Source organism: Fundidesulfovibrio sp. YSD1, assembly GCF_055397115.1.
The window spans coordinates 1,805,131-1,821,143 of record NZ_AP043666.1 but is presented as its reverse complement, the minus strand read 5'-3'; the positions used below and the strand labels follow the sequence as shown (position 1 = coordinate 1,821,143).

Here is a 16,013-nt window from a genome sequence, read left to right as displayed (position 1 = left end):
CACGCACCCGGCCCCCCGCAACTCCACGGGGGCGCAGGCAGCCACGCGGCATTCACCAGGGCCGGGACGGCAAACGCCAGGGACCGTCCCGGCCCATCCTTCTCAAGGAGTCCAGGCATGATCCGCGAGGTCTTCCCGCTGGCCCGGCCAGGGGCGCCCCGCCGGGGGCGGGCGGCATGATCGATCCGAACTGCGCCGATTGCGTCCACTGGGACAGCCGTGACGGGCTCGTGGGCTTCTGCGCCGAGATCACGGATCACCTGGGCAACGACCCCGTGGTGCTCGTGCACGGCCTGGCTCCCTGCCGGACGTCGGCCTCGGGCCGCTGCGCGCGCTTCGAGGCCTCCGGGCAGGCCCTGGACAGGCTGGGCGCCGAGCGGGCCCACCTGCGCGCCCTCGCGAGGAGCGCGGGGGCGGACTATCCGGCAAGCTTGGCTCCGGCCCCAGGATATCCCAGGGCCGCCGCGGCAGGGGCCTGAGGGCGGGCGACACAGACAACCAACGGAAGCGAGGTGCACATGGCCATCATCGACGTCAATCTCGAAGCGGTCCAGCCGGGGCTCTCGGAGCCGCTGCCCCCCGGCGACTACGAGTGCCGCGTGGCGGACAGCCTGCTCATACGCTCGAAATCGGGCAGGCCGCTCCTCAAGTTCATCTACGACGTGCTGGGCGGTCCCCATGGCGGGCGCAGGCTCCTGGACGCCATGCTCCTGGACCATGAGGCCGGGCTTTGCAGGCTGAAGACCCTGGCCCTTCGCGCGGGCCACCCCAACCCCAATTTCCTGCACGACTCCGACGAGCTGCACGGGATGCGCTTCGTGGCCAAGGTGCTCCTGGAGACCGACGAGACCGGGGCGCTGCCCCCGCGCAACCTGGTGAAGGCCTACAGGCCCGCCGGGGCTGCGGCGCAGGGACGCTAGCGCTGCGGACTCGCTACGGATGGAGGGTTTCAGCGGGGACCGCCCGGCGAGGCGGGTATCCAGGCCCCGGAAGACGCACGCGCGTTTTCGGCGGGCGACGCCCGGTGAAGACTGGTGTTTGATCGTTGCGACGCCCCGTCGGGGCGGGAAAAGGAGGCGAGGCCATGTGGTGCCCGGTGTGCGGCAAGGACACGAGGGTCGTGGAGACGGACAAGCTGCAGGACACGGTCACGCGCGTGCGCTGGTGCCGCAACAGCGGGTGCCGCCACCTGTTCGAGACCTGCGAGGTGATAACCGTGAAGGCCTCCGGCACGGGCCAGGCCCCGGCCGGCCGGGCGGGCTGAGGCCCGCCCGGGGCTTTCCCGGACGGCGCGGCGAACCCGGTCCGCCGCGCCGCGAACGCCCCGGAAACAACACCGCCCCCGTGGCGGTCGGGCCAGGGGGGCGGTGCTGCGGGTGGTGGAAAGCGCCGGGGTGGTGCGTCGGCGCTTATTTGTTCTTCTTGCGCTTTTCCCAGAGCTTCATGTCTTTCATCTTGGTGCGGCGCTCGCGCTGCAGCGACTTGCTCACCAGGGGCGTGCCTTTCTTGTAGCCGTACTTGGCCCTGTACTCGTCGGCGGTCAGGCTGTGGGTGGCAAGGTGCTTCTTGGTGAGGATCTTGAAAGTCTTGCCGCACTCCAGGCAGGTGACGGACTTTTCCTTGATGGCCTTCTTGGGGTCCGCGGTGGGGGCGGCGCCTTCCTCAACAACGGCGACGCCTTCGCTGATGCCGCGAATTCCTTCGGCGACCTTCTTGACCATGGAGGTGATTTCCTCCTCGGTCATGTTGCGGACGCTCGCCTGGGCTTTGACAATTTCCAATGCTTCCTTGAGATAGTCGTCCATGTGGTTCTCCTCGCAACGGCGGGTGGTGTCTCGACCCGATACACGAAACTGCGGAACAATGTAAATATCGGAAATGCACCTTTTCTGCGTAAGTCTCGAACTGCGGTCTTGTTGCCGGTAGTTGTGCAATACACGGGTCGGCTGTTGCGGGGCTCTTCGGCGAGCATCATGCGCAGTGTTTCTAGAAGTTGGGGGTAAGGCGCAAAGGGGCTTGCTTAAGGGCGGGGCGGGAACGCAACAGGGCGTCGATCTGCGTGGCTTGGGTGGCGCGTTGCGTCGGGCGCGGGGCTTTGACAAAGGCGCTCCGGCGAGGCAAATGACGCCCAGGAATCGAAGGGGGAAACCGATGTTCACGGGACTGGTCCAGGGAATGGGCATGGTGGACGCGCTCGAAAGGCGCGGAGGGCAGATGCGTCTGACCATCGGCGCGTTGTTCAGGCTGCCGGACGTCGTGCTGGGCGAGTCCATCGCGGTCAACGGGGTGTGCCTGACCGTGGAGAGCTTCTCGGGCGATTCGTTCTCCGCCTACGTCTCGGCCGAGACGCTGGACAAATCCAACCTGGGCGCGCTCTCCACGGGCTCGAAGGTGAACCTGGAGCGGGCCCTGGCCGTGGGCGACCGCCTTGGCGGCCACCTGGTGAGCGGCCACGTGGACTGCCTGGCCCGGGTGGAGAACTCGAGGCCGGAGGGCGAATCAACGCGCTACACCCTGTCGTTTCCCGCGCAGTTCGGGGTCTACGTGGTGGAGAAGGGCTCGGTGTGCCTGGACGGCATAAGCCTCACGGTGAACGGCTGCGGGGACGACTGGCTGAGCGTGAACATCATCCCGGCGACCCAGGCCGAGACCACGATCTCGGGCTGGAGCGCGGGGCGCGGCGTGAACATGGAATGCGACATCATCGGCAAGTACGTGGCCAGGATGCTCGCCCCGCACGCGCAAAAGGCCAGGCCCTCGAACATCACCGAGGACTTCCTCAAGATGCACGGTTTCTAGATACGCCCCCGCCTCATTCCTGGGGTTTGAAATGCACGGTGACGCTGGTCTGCCCGGGCACGGAGCAGTCCAGCGACAGGCTCCAGCCGTGGGTGGCCGCGATGAGCCTGGCCGAGTAGGTCCCGAGCCCCGTGCCCCACTTCTTGCCCTGGGTGGAATACTTCTCGAAGAAGCGCTCCCTGATCCCCGGCGGCACCTCGCCCATGTTGCGCACGGTCAGCGTGCGTTCCCGCCCGTCCAGGAGCACCAGGACCTCCCGGCCCTCGGGCGAGGCCTCCACGGCGTTCTTGAGCAGGTTCTCGAGCATGGTCAGGCACAGGGGCTCCTCGCCCTGGACCATGAAGACGTCCATGGGGCCGGGCTCGGCCCCGTCCAGCAGCACCCGCACCACCGCGCCCCCGAGGCTTCCGGATTCGTCCACGGCGCGCCTGGTCAGCGCGAGCAGGTCGAATTCCGCGCGGTCGCATTCGTAGGTGCCGGACTCCATCTTGTAGAGCGCCAGGGACATGTTGATGGTGCGCAGCATCCTGTAGCCGGACTCGCGGACCATCTCCAGCATCTCGCGCTGCCTGGGCGTGAGGTTTTCGTCGCGCAGCATCAGGTTGGGCATGTGCACCACGCCCATGAGCGGGGTCTTCAGGTCGTGGCGGGTGATGCGCTCCACGTCCTCGCGCAGCTGCTCGAGCTTCTTGCGCTGGGTGGCGTCGCTGAAGACCACCTGGAGCAGGTTGCGGTTGATGCACCGGTTGACCACGTCGGCCGGGATCTGCTCCCCGGTCTTGGCCACGAACACGCGCTCGGCCATGAGCGTCTCGCCCGAGACCGCGTCCTCGATCTTGAGCGGCGTGGCCGCCAGGTTGTCCGGGTGGATGAGGGAGGCGTAGGGGAGCCCGGTGAGCTCCTCCTGGGTGTAGCCCAGAAGCGAGAGCGCGGCCGGGTTGGCGTCCACCACGGAGCCTTGGGTGTCCAGGATGAAGATGCCCACGGCGGCCTGCTCGTAGAGCGAGCGGTACATGCGCTCGCTTTCGCGCAGGGCTTCCTCGGCGCGCCCGCGCTCGAACATCTCGGACTTGAGCCTGCGGTTGGCGTCGCGCAGCTCGGCCGTGCGCGCGAGCACCCTGAGCTCCAACTCCTCCCCTGCCTTTTTGAGCGCCTTCTCGTAGAGCCCGCGCTTCTCGTCGGCCTGGGCCAGGGCCTCGGCCATGGCGTTCACGCTGCGCTCCAGGCTGCCCAGGTCGCCGCGCCGGGCGGGGTTCTCGAGCCTGGCCGAGAGTTGGCCCGCGCCGAGCCTGCCGGTCACGTCCACCAGCCTCTCGATGCGCCTGCCGAGCACGGGCCGCCAGAGCGTCCAGGAGATGGCCAGGGCCAAAAGCGTGGCCAGGGCCAGGAGCTCCAGGTTGCGCACCAGCGAGGCGTTGGCCGCAGCCTGGCTTTCCTCCTCGGGGATGCCCACCAGGATGTGCATGTAGGGCAGCTCCCCGGGCGAGAGCCTGAGCTGCGTGTAGCCGTAGATGCGGCGCACGCCGTCGGCTCCGGCCTGCACGGTGGTCCCCGGCTTCTCCGCCCGTGAGACGGTCTCCCACAGCTCGGGCGGCAGGGGCTGGCCCGCGCGGGCGGCGGGGTCCAGGGGGAAGCGGCAGATGCGCACGCCGTTGCGGTCCGCCAAGGTGATCACGGAATTCTTGGGCAGGTCGGCCTTGCCGAAGAGTTCGCCGTAGGCGTCCAGGGCGATGGCCGCGCCCAGCACGGCGAGCGGGCGCCCGGAGGCGTCCTCCAGGGGCTGGGCGAAGGGCAGCACGGGCACGTTCACGATGCGCCCGATCTGGTATTCGCCCACGGTGAACCGGCCCGTCTCCATGGCTTCCTTGAAGTAGGGCCGGTCCTGCACGGTGGCGGGCTCGAAGGGCAGCGAGGCGGCCAGGACCCTGCCGTCGGTCCCGGCGAGGAAGAAGATGGAGAGCACGGGGTCGGCCCCGCGCACGCCGGCCAGCAGCTCGGCGGCCTCCCTGGAGGCGGGGTTCTTGACCTGGGGGGCCCTGGAGAGCGCGGAGAGCAGCAGGCGGATGTTCTGGGTGGTGCGGTCCTGGATGTCGGCCATGGAATTGGCCAAGCGCAGGGCCGAGACGCGCGCGCCTTCGAGGTCCTGGAGGCGGTTCTCCACACCGGAGTAGAGGATGATGCCCAGCGCCGGGAGCACGGACGCGAACACGAGGATGAGCAGGGCGCGGCGTATGGAGCCGTCGATCAGGGAAAGCCGCATACCCCTCCCGGACGCGCGTCAGGCTGGATCGGCCCGTGCCGCGAGGGGCGGCAGGGGAAAGGCGTCCGTAGCGCGGTTCGTGTGGAGCGCGAAACAACGTCCGGAACAATGTCCAAGCCGACCGCAACCGCTGAAACATTGCAATTGTCCTCAATAAAAGGAAAAGAGTCAAGCGGGCCCGGGCCGCGACGCGGCAGTCCGCGAGAGGCCGGAGCGCCTCCCGGCAGCCCCGGCGCGGGCCGGCCCTCTCGTAGGCCCCTGCTTGCCCTTTTTCGGTTTACGCACTACTGCAAAGTGTTCCGGCGGCCGCCCCCGGCTGGCCGCCTTCAGGAGGATTTTCCCATGCCCCTTTGCACCACTGAAGAAGCCATCGAGGAGATCCGCCAGGGTAAGATGATCATCCTGGTGGACGACGAGGACCGCGAGAACGAAGGCGACCTGACCATCGCCGCCGAGAAGGTCACGCCGGAGATCATCAACTTCATGGCCGTCCACGGCAGGGGACTCATCTGCCTGCCCATGTCGCCCGACTGGATCGACAAGCTCAAGCTGCCCATGATGACCAACCAGAACCAGTCCCAGTTCGGGACCGGATTCACCGTGTCCATCGAGGCGCGCCGCGGCGTGACCACGGGCATCTCCGCCTACGACCGGGCCACCACCATCCTCACGGCCGTTGCCGACGACGTGAAGGCCGAGGACATCGTCTCCCCGGGCCACATCTTCCCCCTGCGGGCCAAGGAAGGCGGCGTGCTCGTGCGCGCGGGCCAGACCGAGGGCAGCGTGGACCTGGCACGCCTGGCCGGGCTCAAGCCCTGCGCCGTGATCTGCGAGATCATGCGCGACGACGGCAACATGGCCCGCATGCCCGACCTGATCGAGTTCGCCAAGACCCACGGCCTGAAGATCGCCTCCATCGCGGACCTGATCCGCTACCGCATGCGCTTCGGCCACCTCTCCGTGACCAAGTCCGCCGAGGCCGAGCTGCCCACCTGCTACGGCGAGGGCTTCAAGGTCATGGCCTTCGAGACCGCCGGGCCCGAGAGCAAGACCCACGTGGCCATCGTCAAGGGCGACATCACCCCGGGCGAGCCCACCCTGGTGCGCGTGCACTCCGAGTGCCTCACCGGCGACGTGCTGGGCTCGCTACGCTGCGACTGCGGCGGCCAGCTCCAGCAGGCCCTGCGCATGATCGACCGCGAGGGCAAGGGCGTGGTGCTCTACATGCGCCAGGAGGGCCGGGGCATCGGCCTGGCCAACAAGATCAAGGCTTACGCCCTGCAGGACCAGGGCCTCGACACCGTCGAGGCCAACGTGAAGCTCGGCTTCAAGGCGGATCTGCGCGACTACGGCATCGGCGCGCAGATGCTCGTTGCCCTGGGCGTGACCAAGATGCGGCTCATGACCAACAACCCCAAGAAGATCGTGGGCCTCGAAGGCTACGGCCTCGAGGTGGTGGAGCGCGTGCCCATCGAGATGAACGCCTGCGAGCAGAACATCGACTACCTGCTCACCAAGAAAGAGAAGATGGGCCACATGCTCAACCTCGAGAACAAGTAAGGAAGGAAACATGCACCACATCCGCACCGTCGAAGGCCAGATGACCGCCAAGGGCCTCTCTTTCGCCATCCTGGCCGCCCGCTTCAACGACACCATCGTGGACCGCCTGGTGGGCGGCGCGGTGGACTACCTGCTGCGCCACGGGGCCGAACGCGAGAACCTGACCATCGTGCGAGTGCCCGGAGCCTTCGAGATGCCCCTGGCCGCCAAGAAGCTGGCCGCCTCGGGCAAATACGCGGCCGTGATCTGCCTGGGCGCGGTGGTGCGCGGCCACACCCCGCACTTCGACTTCGTGGCCGGCGAGTGCACCAAGGGCCTGGCCCAGGTCAGCCTGGAGCACGGCGTGCCCGTGGGCTTCGGCCTTTTGACCACGGACAACCTGGAGCAGGCCATCGAGCGCGCCGGAACCAAGGCGGGCAACAAGGGCGTGGAGGCCGCTTCGGCCGCCCTTGAGCTCGTGCGCGTGCTGGAGCAGCTCTAGTGTCGGGACCGCAGACCCCCAGGCGCAGGGCCAGGCGGCGCGCCTTCCAGGTGCTCTACGGCTTCGGCTTCGAACCCCCGGTGAACGACCGCGCCCTGAAGAAGGCCGTGGCCGAGGCCCCGGCCGACCCCGACTCCTTCGAAGGCGCGGACCAGGCCCAGGCCTACGTGTCCGAGCTGGTGGCCGGGGTCTGGAACGCGCGCGCCGAGTTGGACGCGCTCATCCAGGAGCACTGCCAGAACTGGAAGATCGGCCGCATCGCCAAGGTGGAGCTGACCATCCTGCGCCTGGCCCTCTACGAGATTCTGCGCGTGGAGGACATCCCCCTGCGCGTGGCCCTCAACGAGGCCGTGGAGCTCGCCAAGGAGTTCGGCGACGAGAACTCCCCGTCCTTCGTCAACGGCATCCTGGACGCCGTTGCCAGGGCCGTGGACCAGGGCCGCTTCCCCATCAAGAAAGACCTCTCCCGAACCTAGAGAAGACACCCCACGATGAAACGCTACGAACCGCTCGCCATCGAGGCCAAGTGGCAGGACAAGTGGACCGCGGGCCGCCATTTCCATGCGGAGGCCGACCCGTCCAGGCCCAAGTACTACGTGCTGGAGATGTTCCCCTACCCCTCGGGGCGCATCCACATGGGGCACGTGCGCGTGTACACCATCGGCGACGTGGTGGCGCGTTTCAAGCGCATGCACGGCTTCAACGTGCTGCACCCCATGGGCTGGGACGCCTTCGGCCTGCCCGCCGAGAACGCGGCCATAAAGAACAAGCTGCACCCGGCCAAGTGGACCTACTCCAACATCGACAACATGCGCGCCCAGCTCCAGAAGATGGGCTACTCCCTGGACTGGGAGCGCGAGCTGGCCACCTGCGACGCCTCCTACTACCGCTGGGAGCAGCTTTTCTTCGTGAAGCTCTTCGAGAAGGGCCTGGCCTACCGCAAGAACTCCCCGCAGAACTGGTGCCCGGACTGCCACACCGTGCTGGCCAACGAGCAGGTGGAGGACGGCAAGTGCTGGCGCTGCGACTCCGAGGTGGAGCAGAAGGACCTGGAGCAGTGGTTCCTGCGCATCACGGACTACGCCGAGGAGCTTCTGGCCGACCTGGACACCCTGGCCGGGGCCTGGCCCGAGCGCGTGCTGACCATGCAGCGCAACTGGATCGGCAAGTCCGTGGGCTGCGAGATCGATTTCCCCCTGGAGGACGGCGCGGGCAAGGTCACGGTGTTCACCACCCGCCAGGACACCCTCTGGGGCGCGACCTTCATGTCCCTGGCCGCCGAGCATCCCCTGGCCGCGAAGCTCATCGCGGGCAAGCCCGAGGAGGCCCAAGCCAAGGCCTTCATCGAAAAGATCCGCGGCATGGACCGCATCAAGCGCCAGGCGGACGACCTCGAAAAGGAGGGCGTGTTCACGGGCAGCTACTGCGTAAACCCCGTCACCGGGGCGCGCATGCCCATCTACCTGGCCAACTTCGTGCTCATGGGCTACGGCACCGGGGCGGTCATGGCCGTGCCCGCCCACGACCAGCGCGACTTCGAGTTCGCCAAAAAGTACGGCCTGCCCCTCAAGGCGGTGATCCACCCCAAGGGCGGGCGCGTGGACGCGGACGCACTCACCGAGGCCTACTCCGACCCGGGCGTGCTGGACGACTCCGGCCCGTTCTCCGGCCAGGACTCGAGCGACGCCAAGGCCGCCATCGCGGACTGGCTGGAGGCCCAAGGCAAGGGCACGCGCGCCGTGAACTACCGCCTGCGCGACTGGAACATCTCCCGCCAGCGCTACTGGGGCGCGCCCATCCCCATGGTCTATTGCGAGGCCTGCGGCGTGGTGCCCGTGGCCGAGCAGGACCTGCCCGTGCGCCTGCCCCTGGACATCCAGGTGCGCGACGACGGCCGCTCCCCCCTGCCGGACTGCGCCGAGTTCGTGAACGTGGCCTGCCCCAAGTGCGCAGGCCCCGCCAGGCGCGAGACCGACACCATGGACACCTTCATGGAGTCCTCCTGGTACTTTTTGCGCTACGCCTGCCCCGGGCTCGACACCGCGCCCTTCGACAAGGACGCCGTGGACTACTGGTCCCCGGTGGACCAGTACGTGGGCGGCATCGAGCACGCCATCCTGCACCTGCTCTACGCGCGCTTCTACGTGAAGGTCCTGCGCGACATGGGCTACGTGAAGCACGCCGAGCCCTTCGCCAACCTGCTCACCCAGGGCATGGTGATCAAGGATGGGGCCAAGATGTCCAAGTCCAAGGGCAACGTGGTGGACCCCGACGAGATGGTGGCCCGCTACGGCGCGGACACGGTGCGCGTGTTCATGCTCTTCGCCGCGCCCCCGGAAAAGGACCTGGAGTGGTCCGACACGGGCATCGAGGGCGCCTCGCGCTTTCTGTCGCGCGTGTGGAGGCTGGTCACCGAGGAGCTCGCCGGTCTGATCGACCCGGTCAAGCCCTGCCAGGCCCTGGACCCGGCCGCGCTCTCGCCCCTGGGCAGGGAGCTGCGCCGCCGCGAGCACGCCATGGTGGCCAAGGTGGCCAAGGACATCGAGGGCCAGTTCCAGTTCAACACGGCCATCGCCGCCGTGATGGAGATGGTCAACTTCCTCTACTCCAACGTGGAGGCCCTGCGCGCCGAGAACCGCCAGGCCCTTTCCTCGGCCGTGAATTCGCTCTTGACCGTGCTCTCGCCCATGGCCCCGCACGTCTGCGAAGAGCTCTGGGAGATGCTCGGACACACGACGCTCCTGGCCGAGGAGCCCTGGCCCGCGCACGACCCGGCGGCCCTGGCCACGGACACCGTGACCGTGGTGGTCCAGGTCTGCGGCAAGCTTCGGGGCAAGATCGAGGTGGCCGCCGACGCCGACGAGGACTCGGTGAAGCAGGCCGCCCTGGCCGAGGACAACGTGGCCCGGCACATCGAGGGCAAGACCGTGCGCAAGGTGGTCTACGTTCCGGGCAAGCTCGTGAACGTGGTCGCCTCCTGATCCCGGCGACCGCCTAAAATGCAAGCGCCCCCGGCGGAAGTTTCCGCCGGGGGCTTTTTTCGTTTTCAGGCAGCCTGATGCGCGGCGAAGGCGTCAAAAGAGCAGCGCGCTCACGGCCGTTCCGCCGAGCACCACCCAGAGGGTGTCGATCCTCCTGGCCAGGGCGATGACGGCCAGGGCCAGGAGCGCGCCCTGCGGCCAACCCCAGTCCACGCTCCTGGCGAAAACCGCGCCCACGGCCACGATCATGCCGCCGAGCGCGGCCATGATTCCGGCCACGGCGTTCCTGGCCCACTCCCAGCGCAGGACGGCGTCCCTGGCGGGGGCGGCGGCCAGCAGGAGCAGGAAGGACGGCGCGAAAACGCCGATCCAGCCCGTGAGAGCCCCGGCGATGCCCTTGAGGTGGTAGCCCACGAAGGCCGAAGCCACCAGGAAAGGCCCGGGCGTGACCTGGGCCATGGCCATGGCGTCCATGAAGCTCTTCTCGTCCAGCCAGTGCCTGGCGCGAACCACCTCGGCGAACATCACCGGGAACGCGCCGAAGCCTCCGAAAGCCTGGAGGTCCACCTTGCCCATGGAGAGCGCGAGCCTGCCCAGCAGCGGGTCGGCCAGGAACATGGCCGCGATGAACCCGGCGTAACTGGCGAAAAGCAGCACCGGAAAACGCCAGCCGTAGGCGGCGGGCTTGGCCGGGCACTCCGGCCGGGACTCGTCCTTCATGAGCAGTACGCCCAGGATGGCCGCGCCCAGGAGCAGCGAAAAGGGCTTGATCCCGATGAAGAAGAGCACGCCCGCGCCGCCTGCCACGGCCCTCTGGACCCAGTGCCCGGTGAAGCGCCGCAGGAAGTCGATCCCGGAGACGAGGCAGATGGCGGCCACAAGGATCTTGAGCCCCGCGAACAGCCCCGCCAGGGCGGAGATGTCGGCCGTACGGGCGTAGAAGGCCGCGAAGGCGGTCATGATCGCGAAGGCGGGCAGGCTGAAGCCCGCGAAGGCCGCGGCCGCGCCGGGCACGCCGCGAAGGTTCAGGCCCACGTAGGCGGCCATCTGCATCATGGAGGCCCCTGGGATCACCTGGGTCAGGGCCACCCCTGCCTTGAATTCGCCTTCGGTCATCCAGCCGAGGCCGTTTACCACGCGCCTGCGCATGGCGGGCAGCATGGCCGGGCCGCCGAAGGCCGTGAGCCCCAGGCGGAAAAAGGCCGCGAAAATGGCCGCGAGGCCGGGAGTGTCGCGCAAATGAGGCTCCTGTGCGGTCAGTAGAGAAACATGGAGGCCACGGCGGCCGCGGGGACTATCCAGTACACCTGGACCTTCCTGGCCAGCGCGGCCAGGGTCAGCACCAGGATCAGCGAGGACTGCCAGCCCCAGGGCACGGCCTTGGCGAGCGTCCAGCTCACGGCCACGATCATGCCCCCGAGCGTGGCCAGCACCCCGGCCAGGGCCTGGCGCGCCCGGCGCGAGCCCACGATGCGGTCGCGGTAGTGGCATGCGGTGAGGGCCACCACGAACGAGGCCCCGAAGATGCTCACCGAGGCCACGATGGCCCCGGGCACGCCGCGCACCATGTAGCCCATGAAGGCCGAGGCCAGCATGCTGGGGCCGGGCGTCACCTGGGCCACGGCCATGCCCTCGATGAAGGTGGACTCGTCTATCCAGCGGCGGTGCTCCACCACCTCGGCGTACATCACCGGGAAGATGCCGAAGCCGCCGAAGGCCAGCATGTCCACCTTTATCATGGAGACGGCGAGGTCGAAAAGGAGCCTGTCGAAAACGAACAGCGCGCCAAGCCCCGCGAGCATCACCGCGCCCATGACCCCGGCCAGCCCAAGCGCGCCCGTGGTGTCCTGCCCGCCGCCGGGCTCGGGGGCCGCCCCGGGGTCCAGGAAGAACATGCCCAAAAGCGCGGCCCCGCCCACGATGGGCACGATGCCCGCCCCGGTGAGGAAGAGCGCGGCCGCCCCGGCCGTGAAGGCCTGGTGGCGGCGCGTGGGCGCGAAGCGCTTCACGAAGTCCAGGCAGGACATCAGGCAGATGGCCAGCACCACCACCTTGAGCCCGGAGTAAACGGCCTGGGCCAGGGGGGTTTCGCGCGTGCCCGAGTAGAACGAGGCCAGGAGCGTGATGAGCAGGAACGCCGGGGCCGAGAATCCCAGGTATCCGGCCAGGGCCCCGGGCAGGCCGCGCAGCTTGAGCCCGATGTAGGCCGCCAGCTGCATGAGCGTGCCGCCAGGGATGATCTGGCACAGGCCCAGCCCCAGGCGGAACTCCTCGCGGCTGACGAAGCCGCGCTTGTCCACCACCTCGGTGCGCATGGCGGGCATCATGGCCGGGCCGCCGTAGGCCGTGGCCCCCACGACGAAAAATCCCTTGAAAATGGTCCAGACCGATGGTTTGGAAGGCATGGCCGCTCCGTGTGGAAAGATGATCCGGGCGAAGACGATACGGCCAACCGCCGCAAAAGAAAACGTGTTCCGGCCGGTCCGGTATCTCCCCGCGCCAGGCGGCCAACCCGACGGGCGCGGGGCGGGACGAGCGGATAAGGCGTTGACGTGGGCGCGCGCTGCGGGAACAATCGCCCCATGAAAGCCGTGCTCTTCGACGGGACGCCGCCCGGGAACGACCCCTGCCGCCTGGGCGCGGACGCCCTGCTCAGGGCGCTCTCGGACGCGGGGTACGAGGCCGCGCGCTTCGAGTTGGCCGGGCTGCCCATGGCCCCGTGCCGGGGCTGCTTCGCCTGCTGGACCGACACCCCGGGCCGCTGCCCCTTCGAGGACGCCTCGCAACCGGCCGTGGCCGCCTTCGCGGGCGCGCGCGTGGCCGCGTTCTACTCGCCCCTGGCCTTCGGGGCCTGGTCGCACACGGTGAAGAAGCTCCTGGACAGGATGATCTGCCTGGTGTCGCCCTTTTTCGAGGCCTCCGCGCCCACGCGCCACAAGGCGCGCTACGAGCGCCTGCCCGCGCTTCTCGGGGCCTGCTGGCTTCCCGCTCCGGACGCGCAGCGCGAGGCGGCGTTCACGCGCCTGGTTGAGCGAAACGCCTGGAACCTGCGCGCCCCGGCCTGGCGCGCGGTGGCGCTCGCCCAGGGCAGGCCCTGGTCTTCCTGGCGGGAGGACTGCCGGGCCGCCGTGGGGAGGCTCGCCCCGTGATAAGCGCGCTTCTGCTCGTGGGGAGCCCCAAGCGCGAGAGCACCTCGCGCGTGCTGGGCGAGGCCCTGCTTGCCGGGCTGGCCGCGCGCGGCTGGGGCACGCGCTCGCTCGACCTGCCCGGGCTTTTGGACGCCCATGGCGGCAGGGCCAGGCTTTTGGCCGAGTTCGCGGCGGCGGACCTGACCATCCTGAGCGCGCCCGTGTACGTGGACGCCCCGCCGGCGCCCGTGATGCGCGCCCTGGAGTTTCTCGCCGGCGAGCCTGCCGCCGGGCCTGCCGCGCCAGCCAAGAGGCGCTTCGCGGCCGTGTTCAACTGCGGCTTTCCCGAAACGGAGCACACACACCTCTGCCTGGAGGTCTGCCGCCTCTTCGCCCGGGACGCTGGGCTCGCCTTTGCCGGGGGGCTCGGCGTCGGCTGCGGCGGGGCCCTGGACGGGCGGCCCCTGGAGGCGCGCGGGAGGCTCACGGCCAGGCTGCGCAAGGGGCTCGACATGGCGGCCCAGGCCCTGGCCTCGGGCCAGGATGTGCCCGAGGAGGCCCGAAACCTCGCCAGCGCGCCGCTGGCGCCGCGCTGGATGTATCTTTTCCTGGCCGAGGCGGGCTTTCTCGTCCGCGCGGCCAAACGCAAGACACTCTTCAAACTCGGGGACAAACCCTTCAGGCAGCGATGAACCAACGCCCAGGATTTTCCTTTCTCGTCTGTCCGGACCCGGAAATGCTCAAGCGCCAGCTGGACCGCCAGGCCGCGTCCGCCGGTGGCGGCTTCGCCCGGCAGGTCTTCTGGGGCGACGCCGACGAGTTCGACCCGGCCTACTGGCAGGCCCTCGCCGCCGTGAGCCTCTTCGCCGAGCCCAAGATCGTGCTCCTGCGCCGCGCCGAGGGCCTGAACGCCGATTTCTGGGAGAAGCTCGCCCGGCCCCTGGCCGGGTTCAACCAGCACGTCTGGCCCGTGGTCTGCCTGGAGGGCCCGCACGACGCCAAGAAGGGCCCCTCGCTGCCCAAGGGCCTGGCCGAGCGGCCCTACTGGAAAGTGGCGGCGGAAAAGGGCTGGCTGTGGATGTCGCCCGGGCTCACCGAGGAGACCATGGTCCCCACCCTGCGCGACTGGGCCAACGCGCGGCGCCTGGGTTTCGACAAGGGCGTGCTCCAGGAGTTGGCGCGCATCCTGCCAAAGGACATGACCGCTGCCGCGCGCGAACTCGAGAAGCTCGAGCTGGCCGCGCCGGACGGCGTGATCCGCATGCAGGAGCTCTCGCTCCTGAGCGCCGACACCGAGCTCGAGATATTCAACTTCCTGAAGGCCCTGGAGGAAGGCCGCGACCCCGTGGGGGTCTGGAGCACCGTGTTCGGCCACCAGCAGGCCAGCGACGACGGCTTCCTCTTCCAGTTCCTGGCCATCCTGGCCCGCGAGGCCAGGGTGATGTGGCAGCTTTTGCACGAGGACCCGGAATGCAAGGTGCACCCCTACGTGCGCAAGCTCAAGACCCCCATGGCCGGGCGGCTGGGCGCGGCCGGGCTGGCCAGGCTCTGGGACATGGCCATGGAGGCCGAATCCGGGGTCAAGTCCGGGAGCAAGTCCCCGGACCAGGCCATGGAGATGCTCGTGGCGGACCTGCACGTCCTCTTCTCCAGGGTCAGAGCCAGGGTTTGACCCGCAATCACCGTTGAAACCGCGTCGATTTCCGGTAATGCTGCCTTGATGGCGGGATTTCTCCCCGCCTTCGCATCAATTGCCCCTCCCGGGGCTTGCGCAGGGGCACGATCATGCTTACAAAAGAGGACCGCCCGCACTATCTCGGGCACAGAAGCCGCCTGAAGGAGAGACTCAGGAAGGATTCGCGGGCCCTGGCGGACTACGAGATCCTTGAACTGCTCCTGAGCTACGCCAACCCGCGCAAGGACGCCAAGCCCCTGGCCAAGGCGCTGCTCGCGCGCTTCGGCACGCTTCGCGGCGTCTACCAGGCGCGAATGAGCGAGCTGGCCTCGGTTGACGGGTTCGGCGACGGGCTCGAGACATTCTGGACGCTCTGGCGGGAGTTCCTGGCCCGCCTGGGCGAGCAGGACGTGGCCGAGCGCGTGCAGGTGGACGACGCGGCCGTGGTGGCGGAACTCGCGCGCGAGCGCCTGGGGCACCTGGCCTCCGAGGAATTCTGGGTGCTCCTCTTGGACGGGGCCAACAAGGTCCTGGGTTGGGAGAGGGTCAGCCAGGGCACGGTGGACCAGACCCCGGTGTACCCGCGCGAGATCATGGCCCTGGCGCTCAAGCGCCAGGCCGCAGGGGTGATCATGGTGCACAACCATCCCGGGGGCGACCCCAAGCCCTCGCGCATGGACCAGGAGATCACCCGGCAGGTGGCCCTGGCCGCCCACGGCCTGGGGGTCAAGGTGCTCGATCACGTTATTGTGGCGGGCAAGTCATTTTTCAGTTTCAAGAAGGCCCGGATGATGTAAGAGGGTCGGAAGCCCTCCGGCGTCGTGGGGCGCCCGGCCGGGCCTAACTGGAGCGTGCGGTGAAGAGCGTGCGTTTTTTCGTCCGGGGCCGGGTGCAGGGCGTGTTCTTCCGGGGCTACGCCCGGGAGCAGGCCCTTGAGCTCGGCCTCGCGGGCTACGCGCGCAACCTGTCCGACGGCCGGGTGGAAGTGCTGGCCCAGGGCGGGGACGAAGCCCTGGCCATGTTCGCGGCCAGGCTGGCCCGTGGGCCGCTTCTGGCCCGGGTGGACGGGGTGGAGACCGCACTCGAGGAGCATGAGCCGCAGTTGGCGGATTTCCGGATAGTACGCTGA

At 68.7% G+C, this 16,013-nt stretch carries 17 protein-coding genes; 13 read left to right on the top strand and 4 right to left on the bottom strand.

Annotated elements, in window-relative coordinates; all coding sequences use genetic code 11:
• Positions 1-176 precede the first annotated feature (176 nt).
• The 3 genes from ACZ5V4_RS08495 (at position 177) to ACZ5V4_RS08485 (ending at position 1,264) form a co-directional block, all read left to right on the top strand.
• Positions 177-479, top strand: a complete 303-nt coding sequence (locus ACZ5V4_RS08495; RefSeq protein WP_464317750.1) for a hypothetical protein — start codon at positions 177-179, stop codon at positions 477-479.
• Positions 480-518: 39 nt separating this feature from the next.
• Positions 519-920: a DUF669 domain-containing protein gene (locus ACZ5V4_RS08490; protein WP_464317749.1), complete on the top strand. Its 402-nt coding sequence runs from the start codon at positions 519-521 to the stop codon at positions 918-920.
• Positions 921-1,084: 164 nt separating this feature from the next.
• On the top strand, positions 1,085-1,264 hold the full coding sequence (locus ACZ5V4_RS08485; RefSeq protein ID WP_464317748.1) for a hypothetical protein: 180 nt from the start codon (positions 1,085-1,087) through the stop codon (positions 1,262-1,264).
• Between the two features lie 145 nt (positions 1,265-1,409).
• Here the strand turns inward: ACZ5V4_RS08485 and ACZ5V4_RS08480 are convergent, their stop codons facing one another.
• Positions 1,410-1,805: a Ros/MucR family transcriptional regulator gene (locus ACZ5V4_RS08480; protein WP_464317747.1), complete on the bottom strand. Its 396-nt coding sequence runs from the start codon at positions 1,803-1,805 to the stop codon at positions 1,410-1,412.
• Between the two features lie 346 nt (positions 1,806-2,151).
• Here ACZ5V4_RS08480 and ACZ5V4_RS08475 point away from each other — a divergent pair, with 346 nt between their 5' ends.
• Positions 2,152-2,799 (top strand): riboflavin synthase, encoded by a 648-nt coding sequence (locus ACZ5V4_RS08475; protein WP_464317746.1) that lies wholly within the window; start codon positions 2,152-2,154, stop codon positions 2,797-2,799.
• Between the two features lie 13 nt (positions 2,800-2,812).
• Here ACZ5V4_RS08475 and ACZ5V4_RS08470 read toward each other — a convergent pair whose 3' ends face one another.
• On the bottom strand, positions 2,813-5,059 hold the full coding sequence (locus ACZ5V4_RS08470) for a PAS domain S-box protein (protein ID WP_464317745.1): 2,247 nt from the start codon (positions 5,057-5,059) through the stop codon (positions 2,813-2,815).
• 342 nt (positions 5,060-5,401) lie between these two features.
• Here ACZ5V4_RS08470 and ACZ5V4_RS08465 point away from each other — a divergent pair, with 342 nt between their 5' ends.
• From ACZ5V4_RS08465 to leuS, 4 genes are read left to right on the top strand one after another with little or no spacing between them, the layout of a single operon-like run.
• Positions 5,402-6,619, top strand: coding sequence for a bifunctional 3,4-dihydroxy-2-butanone-4-phosphate synthase/GTP cyclohydrolase II (locus ACZ5V4_RS08465; RefSeq protein ID WP_464317744.1), 1,218 nt, complete (start codon positions 5,402-5,404; stop codon positions 6,617-6,619).
• A gap of 10 nt (positions 6,620-6,629) precedes the next feature.
• Complete coding sequence (gene ribH, locus ACZ5V4_RS08460; RefSeq protein WP_464317743.1) at positions 6,630-7,100, top strand: 6,7-dimethyl-8-ribityllumazine synthase; 471 nt, start codon at positions 6,630-6,632, stop codon at positions 7,098-7,100.
• Positions 7,100-7,576 (top strand): transcription antitermination factor NusB, encoded by a 477-nt coding sequence (nusB, locus tag ACZ5V4_RS08455; RefSeq protein ID WP_464317742.1) that lies wholly within the window; start codon positions 7,100-7,102, stop codon positions 7,574-7,576. The genes ribH and nusB overlap by 1 nt, the downstream gene beginning before the upstream one ends.
• Before the next feature lie 15 nt (positions 7,577-7,591).
• Positions 7,592-10,081, top strand: a complete 2,490-nt coding sequence (leuS, locus tag ACZ5V4_RS08450) for a leucine--tRNA ligase (protein ID WP_464317741.1) — start codon at positions 7,592-7,594, stop codon at positions 10,079-10,081.
• A 93-nt stretch (positions 10,082-10,174) separates the two neighbouring features.
• Here the strand turns inward: leuS and chrA (ACZ5V4_RS08445) are convergent, their stop codons facing one another.
• The gene (chrA, locus tag ACZ5V4_RS08445; RefSeq protein WP_464317740.1) at positions 10,175-11,320 is read right to left on the bottom strand and encodes a chromate efflux transporter; all 1,146 of its coding nucleotides are present in this window, start codon (positions 11,318-11,320) and stop codon (positions 10,175-10,177) included.
• Between the two features lie 17 nt (positions 11,321-11,337).
• Positions 11,338-12,486, bottom strand: coding sequence for a chromate efflux transporter (gene chrA, locus ACZ5V4_RS08440; protein ID WP_464317739.1), 1,149 nt, complete (start codon positions 12,484-12,486; stop codon positions 11,338-11,340).
• 177 nt (positions 12,487-12,663) lie between these two features.
• Here chrA (ACZ5V4_RS08440) and ACZ5V4_RS08435 point away from each other — a divergent pair, with 177 nt between their 5' ends.
• The 5 genes from ACZ5V4_RS08435 to ACZ5V4_RS08415 all read left to right on the top strand — a co-directional run bounded on the left by ACZ5V4_RS08435 (position 12,664) and on the right by ACZ5V4_RS08415 (position 16,013).
• Positions 12,664-13,230, top strand: a complete 567-nt coding sequence (locus ACZ5V4_RS08435; protein ID WP_464317738.1) for a flavodoxin family protein — start codon at positions 12,664-12,666, stop codon at positions 13,228-13,230.
• Positions 13,227-13,901: an NAD(P)H-dependent oxidoreductase gene (locus tag ACZ5V4_RS08430; protein ID WP_464317737.1), complete on the top strand. Its 675-nt coding sequence runs from the start codon at positions 13,227-13,229 to the stop codon at positions 13,899-13,901. The genes ACZ5V4_RS08435 and ACZ5V4_RS08430 overlap by 4 nt, the downstream gene beginning before the upstream one ends.
• A 44-nt stretch (positions 13,902-13,945) precedes the next feature.
• The gene (locus ACZ5V4_RS08425) at positions 13,946-14,881 is read left to right on the top strand and encodes a DNA polymerase III subunit delta (protein ID WP_464317736.1); all 936 of its coding nucleotides are present in this window, start codon (positions 13,946-13,948) and stop codon (positions 14,879-14,881) included.
• A 113-nt stretch (positions 14,882-14,994) separates the two neighbouring features.
• Positions 14,995-15,681, top strand: coding sequence for a RadC family protein (gene radC / locus ACZ5V4_RS08420; RefSeq protein WP_464317735.1), 687 nt, complete (start codon positions 14,995-14,997; stop codon positions 15,679-15,681).
• Positions 15,682-15,740: 59 nt separating this feature from the next.
• Positions 15,741-16,013, top strand: coding sequence for an acylphosphatase (locus ACZ5V4_RS08415; RefSeq protein WP_464317734.1), 273 nt, complete (start codon positions 15,741-15,743; stop codon positions 16,011-16,013).

What these genes read in the sequence shown, in the direction of transcription:
- leuS (WP_464317741.1), top strand. Translation starts at nt 7,592, where the DNA reads ATGAAACGCTACGAACCGCTCGCCATCGAGGCCAAGTGGCAGGACAAG.
- ACZ5V4_RS08470 (WP_464317745.1), bottom strand. Translation starts at nt 5,059, where the DNA reads ATGCGGCTTTCCCTGATCGACGGCTCCATACGCCGCGCCCTGCTCATC.
- ACZ5V4_RS08425 (WP_464317736.1), top strand. Translation starts at nt 13,946, where the DNA reads ATGCTCAAGCGCCAGCTGGACCGCCAGGCCGCGTCCGCCGGTGGCGGC.
- ACZ5V4_RS08480 (WP_464317747.1), bottom strand. Translation starts at nt 1,805, where the DNA reads ATGGACGACTATCTCAAGGAAGCATTGGAAATTGTCAAAGCCCAGGCG.
- ACZ5V4_RS08475 (WP_464317746.1), top strand. Translation starts at nt 2,152, where the DNA reads ATGTTCACGGGACTGGTCCAGGGAATGGGCATGGTGGACGCGCTCGAA.
- ACZ5V4_RS08435 (WP_464317738.1), top strand. Translation starts at nt 12,664, where the DNA reads ATGAAAGCCGTGCTCTTCGACGGGACGCCGCCCGGGAACGACCCCTGC.
- ACZ5V4_RS08495 (WP_464317750.1), top strand. Translation starts at nt 177, where the DNA reads ATGATCGATCCGAACTGCGCCGATTGCGTCCACTGGGACAGCCGTGAC.
- radC (WP_464317735.1), top strand. Translation starts at nt 14,995, where the DNA reads ATGCTTACAAAAGAGGACCGCCCGCACTATCTCGGGCACAGAAGCCGC.
- chrA (WP_464317739.1), bottom strand. Translation starts at nt 12,486, where the DNA reads ATGCCTTCCAAACCATCGGTCTGGACCATTTTCAAGGGATTTTTCGTC.
- ACZ5V4_RS08465 (WP_464317744.1), top strand. Translation starts at nt 5,402, where the DNA reads ATGCCCCTTTGCACCACTGAAGAAGCCATCGAGGAGATCCGCCAGGGT.
- ACZ5V4_RS08490 (WP_464317749.1), top strand. Translation starts at nt 519, where the DNA reads ATGGCCATCATCGACGTCAATCTCGAAGCGGTCCAGCCGGGGCTCTCG.
- ribH (WP_464317743.1), top strand. Translation starts at nt 6,630, where the DNA reads ATGCACCACATCCGCACCGTCGAAGGCCAGATGACCGCCAAGGGCCTC.
- ACZ5V4_RS08485 (WP_464317748.1), top strand. Translation starts at nt 1,085, where the DNA reads ATGTGGTGCCCGGTGTGCGGCAAGGACACGAGGGTCGTGGAGACGGAC.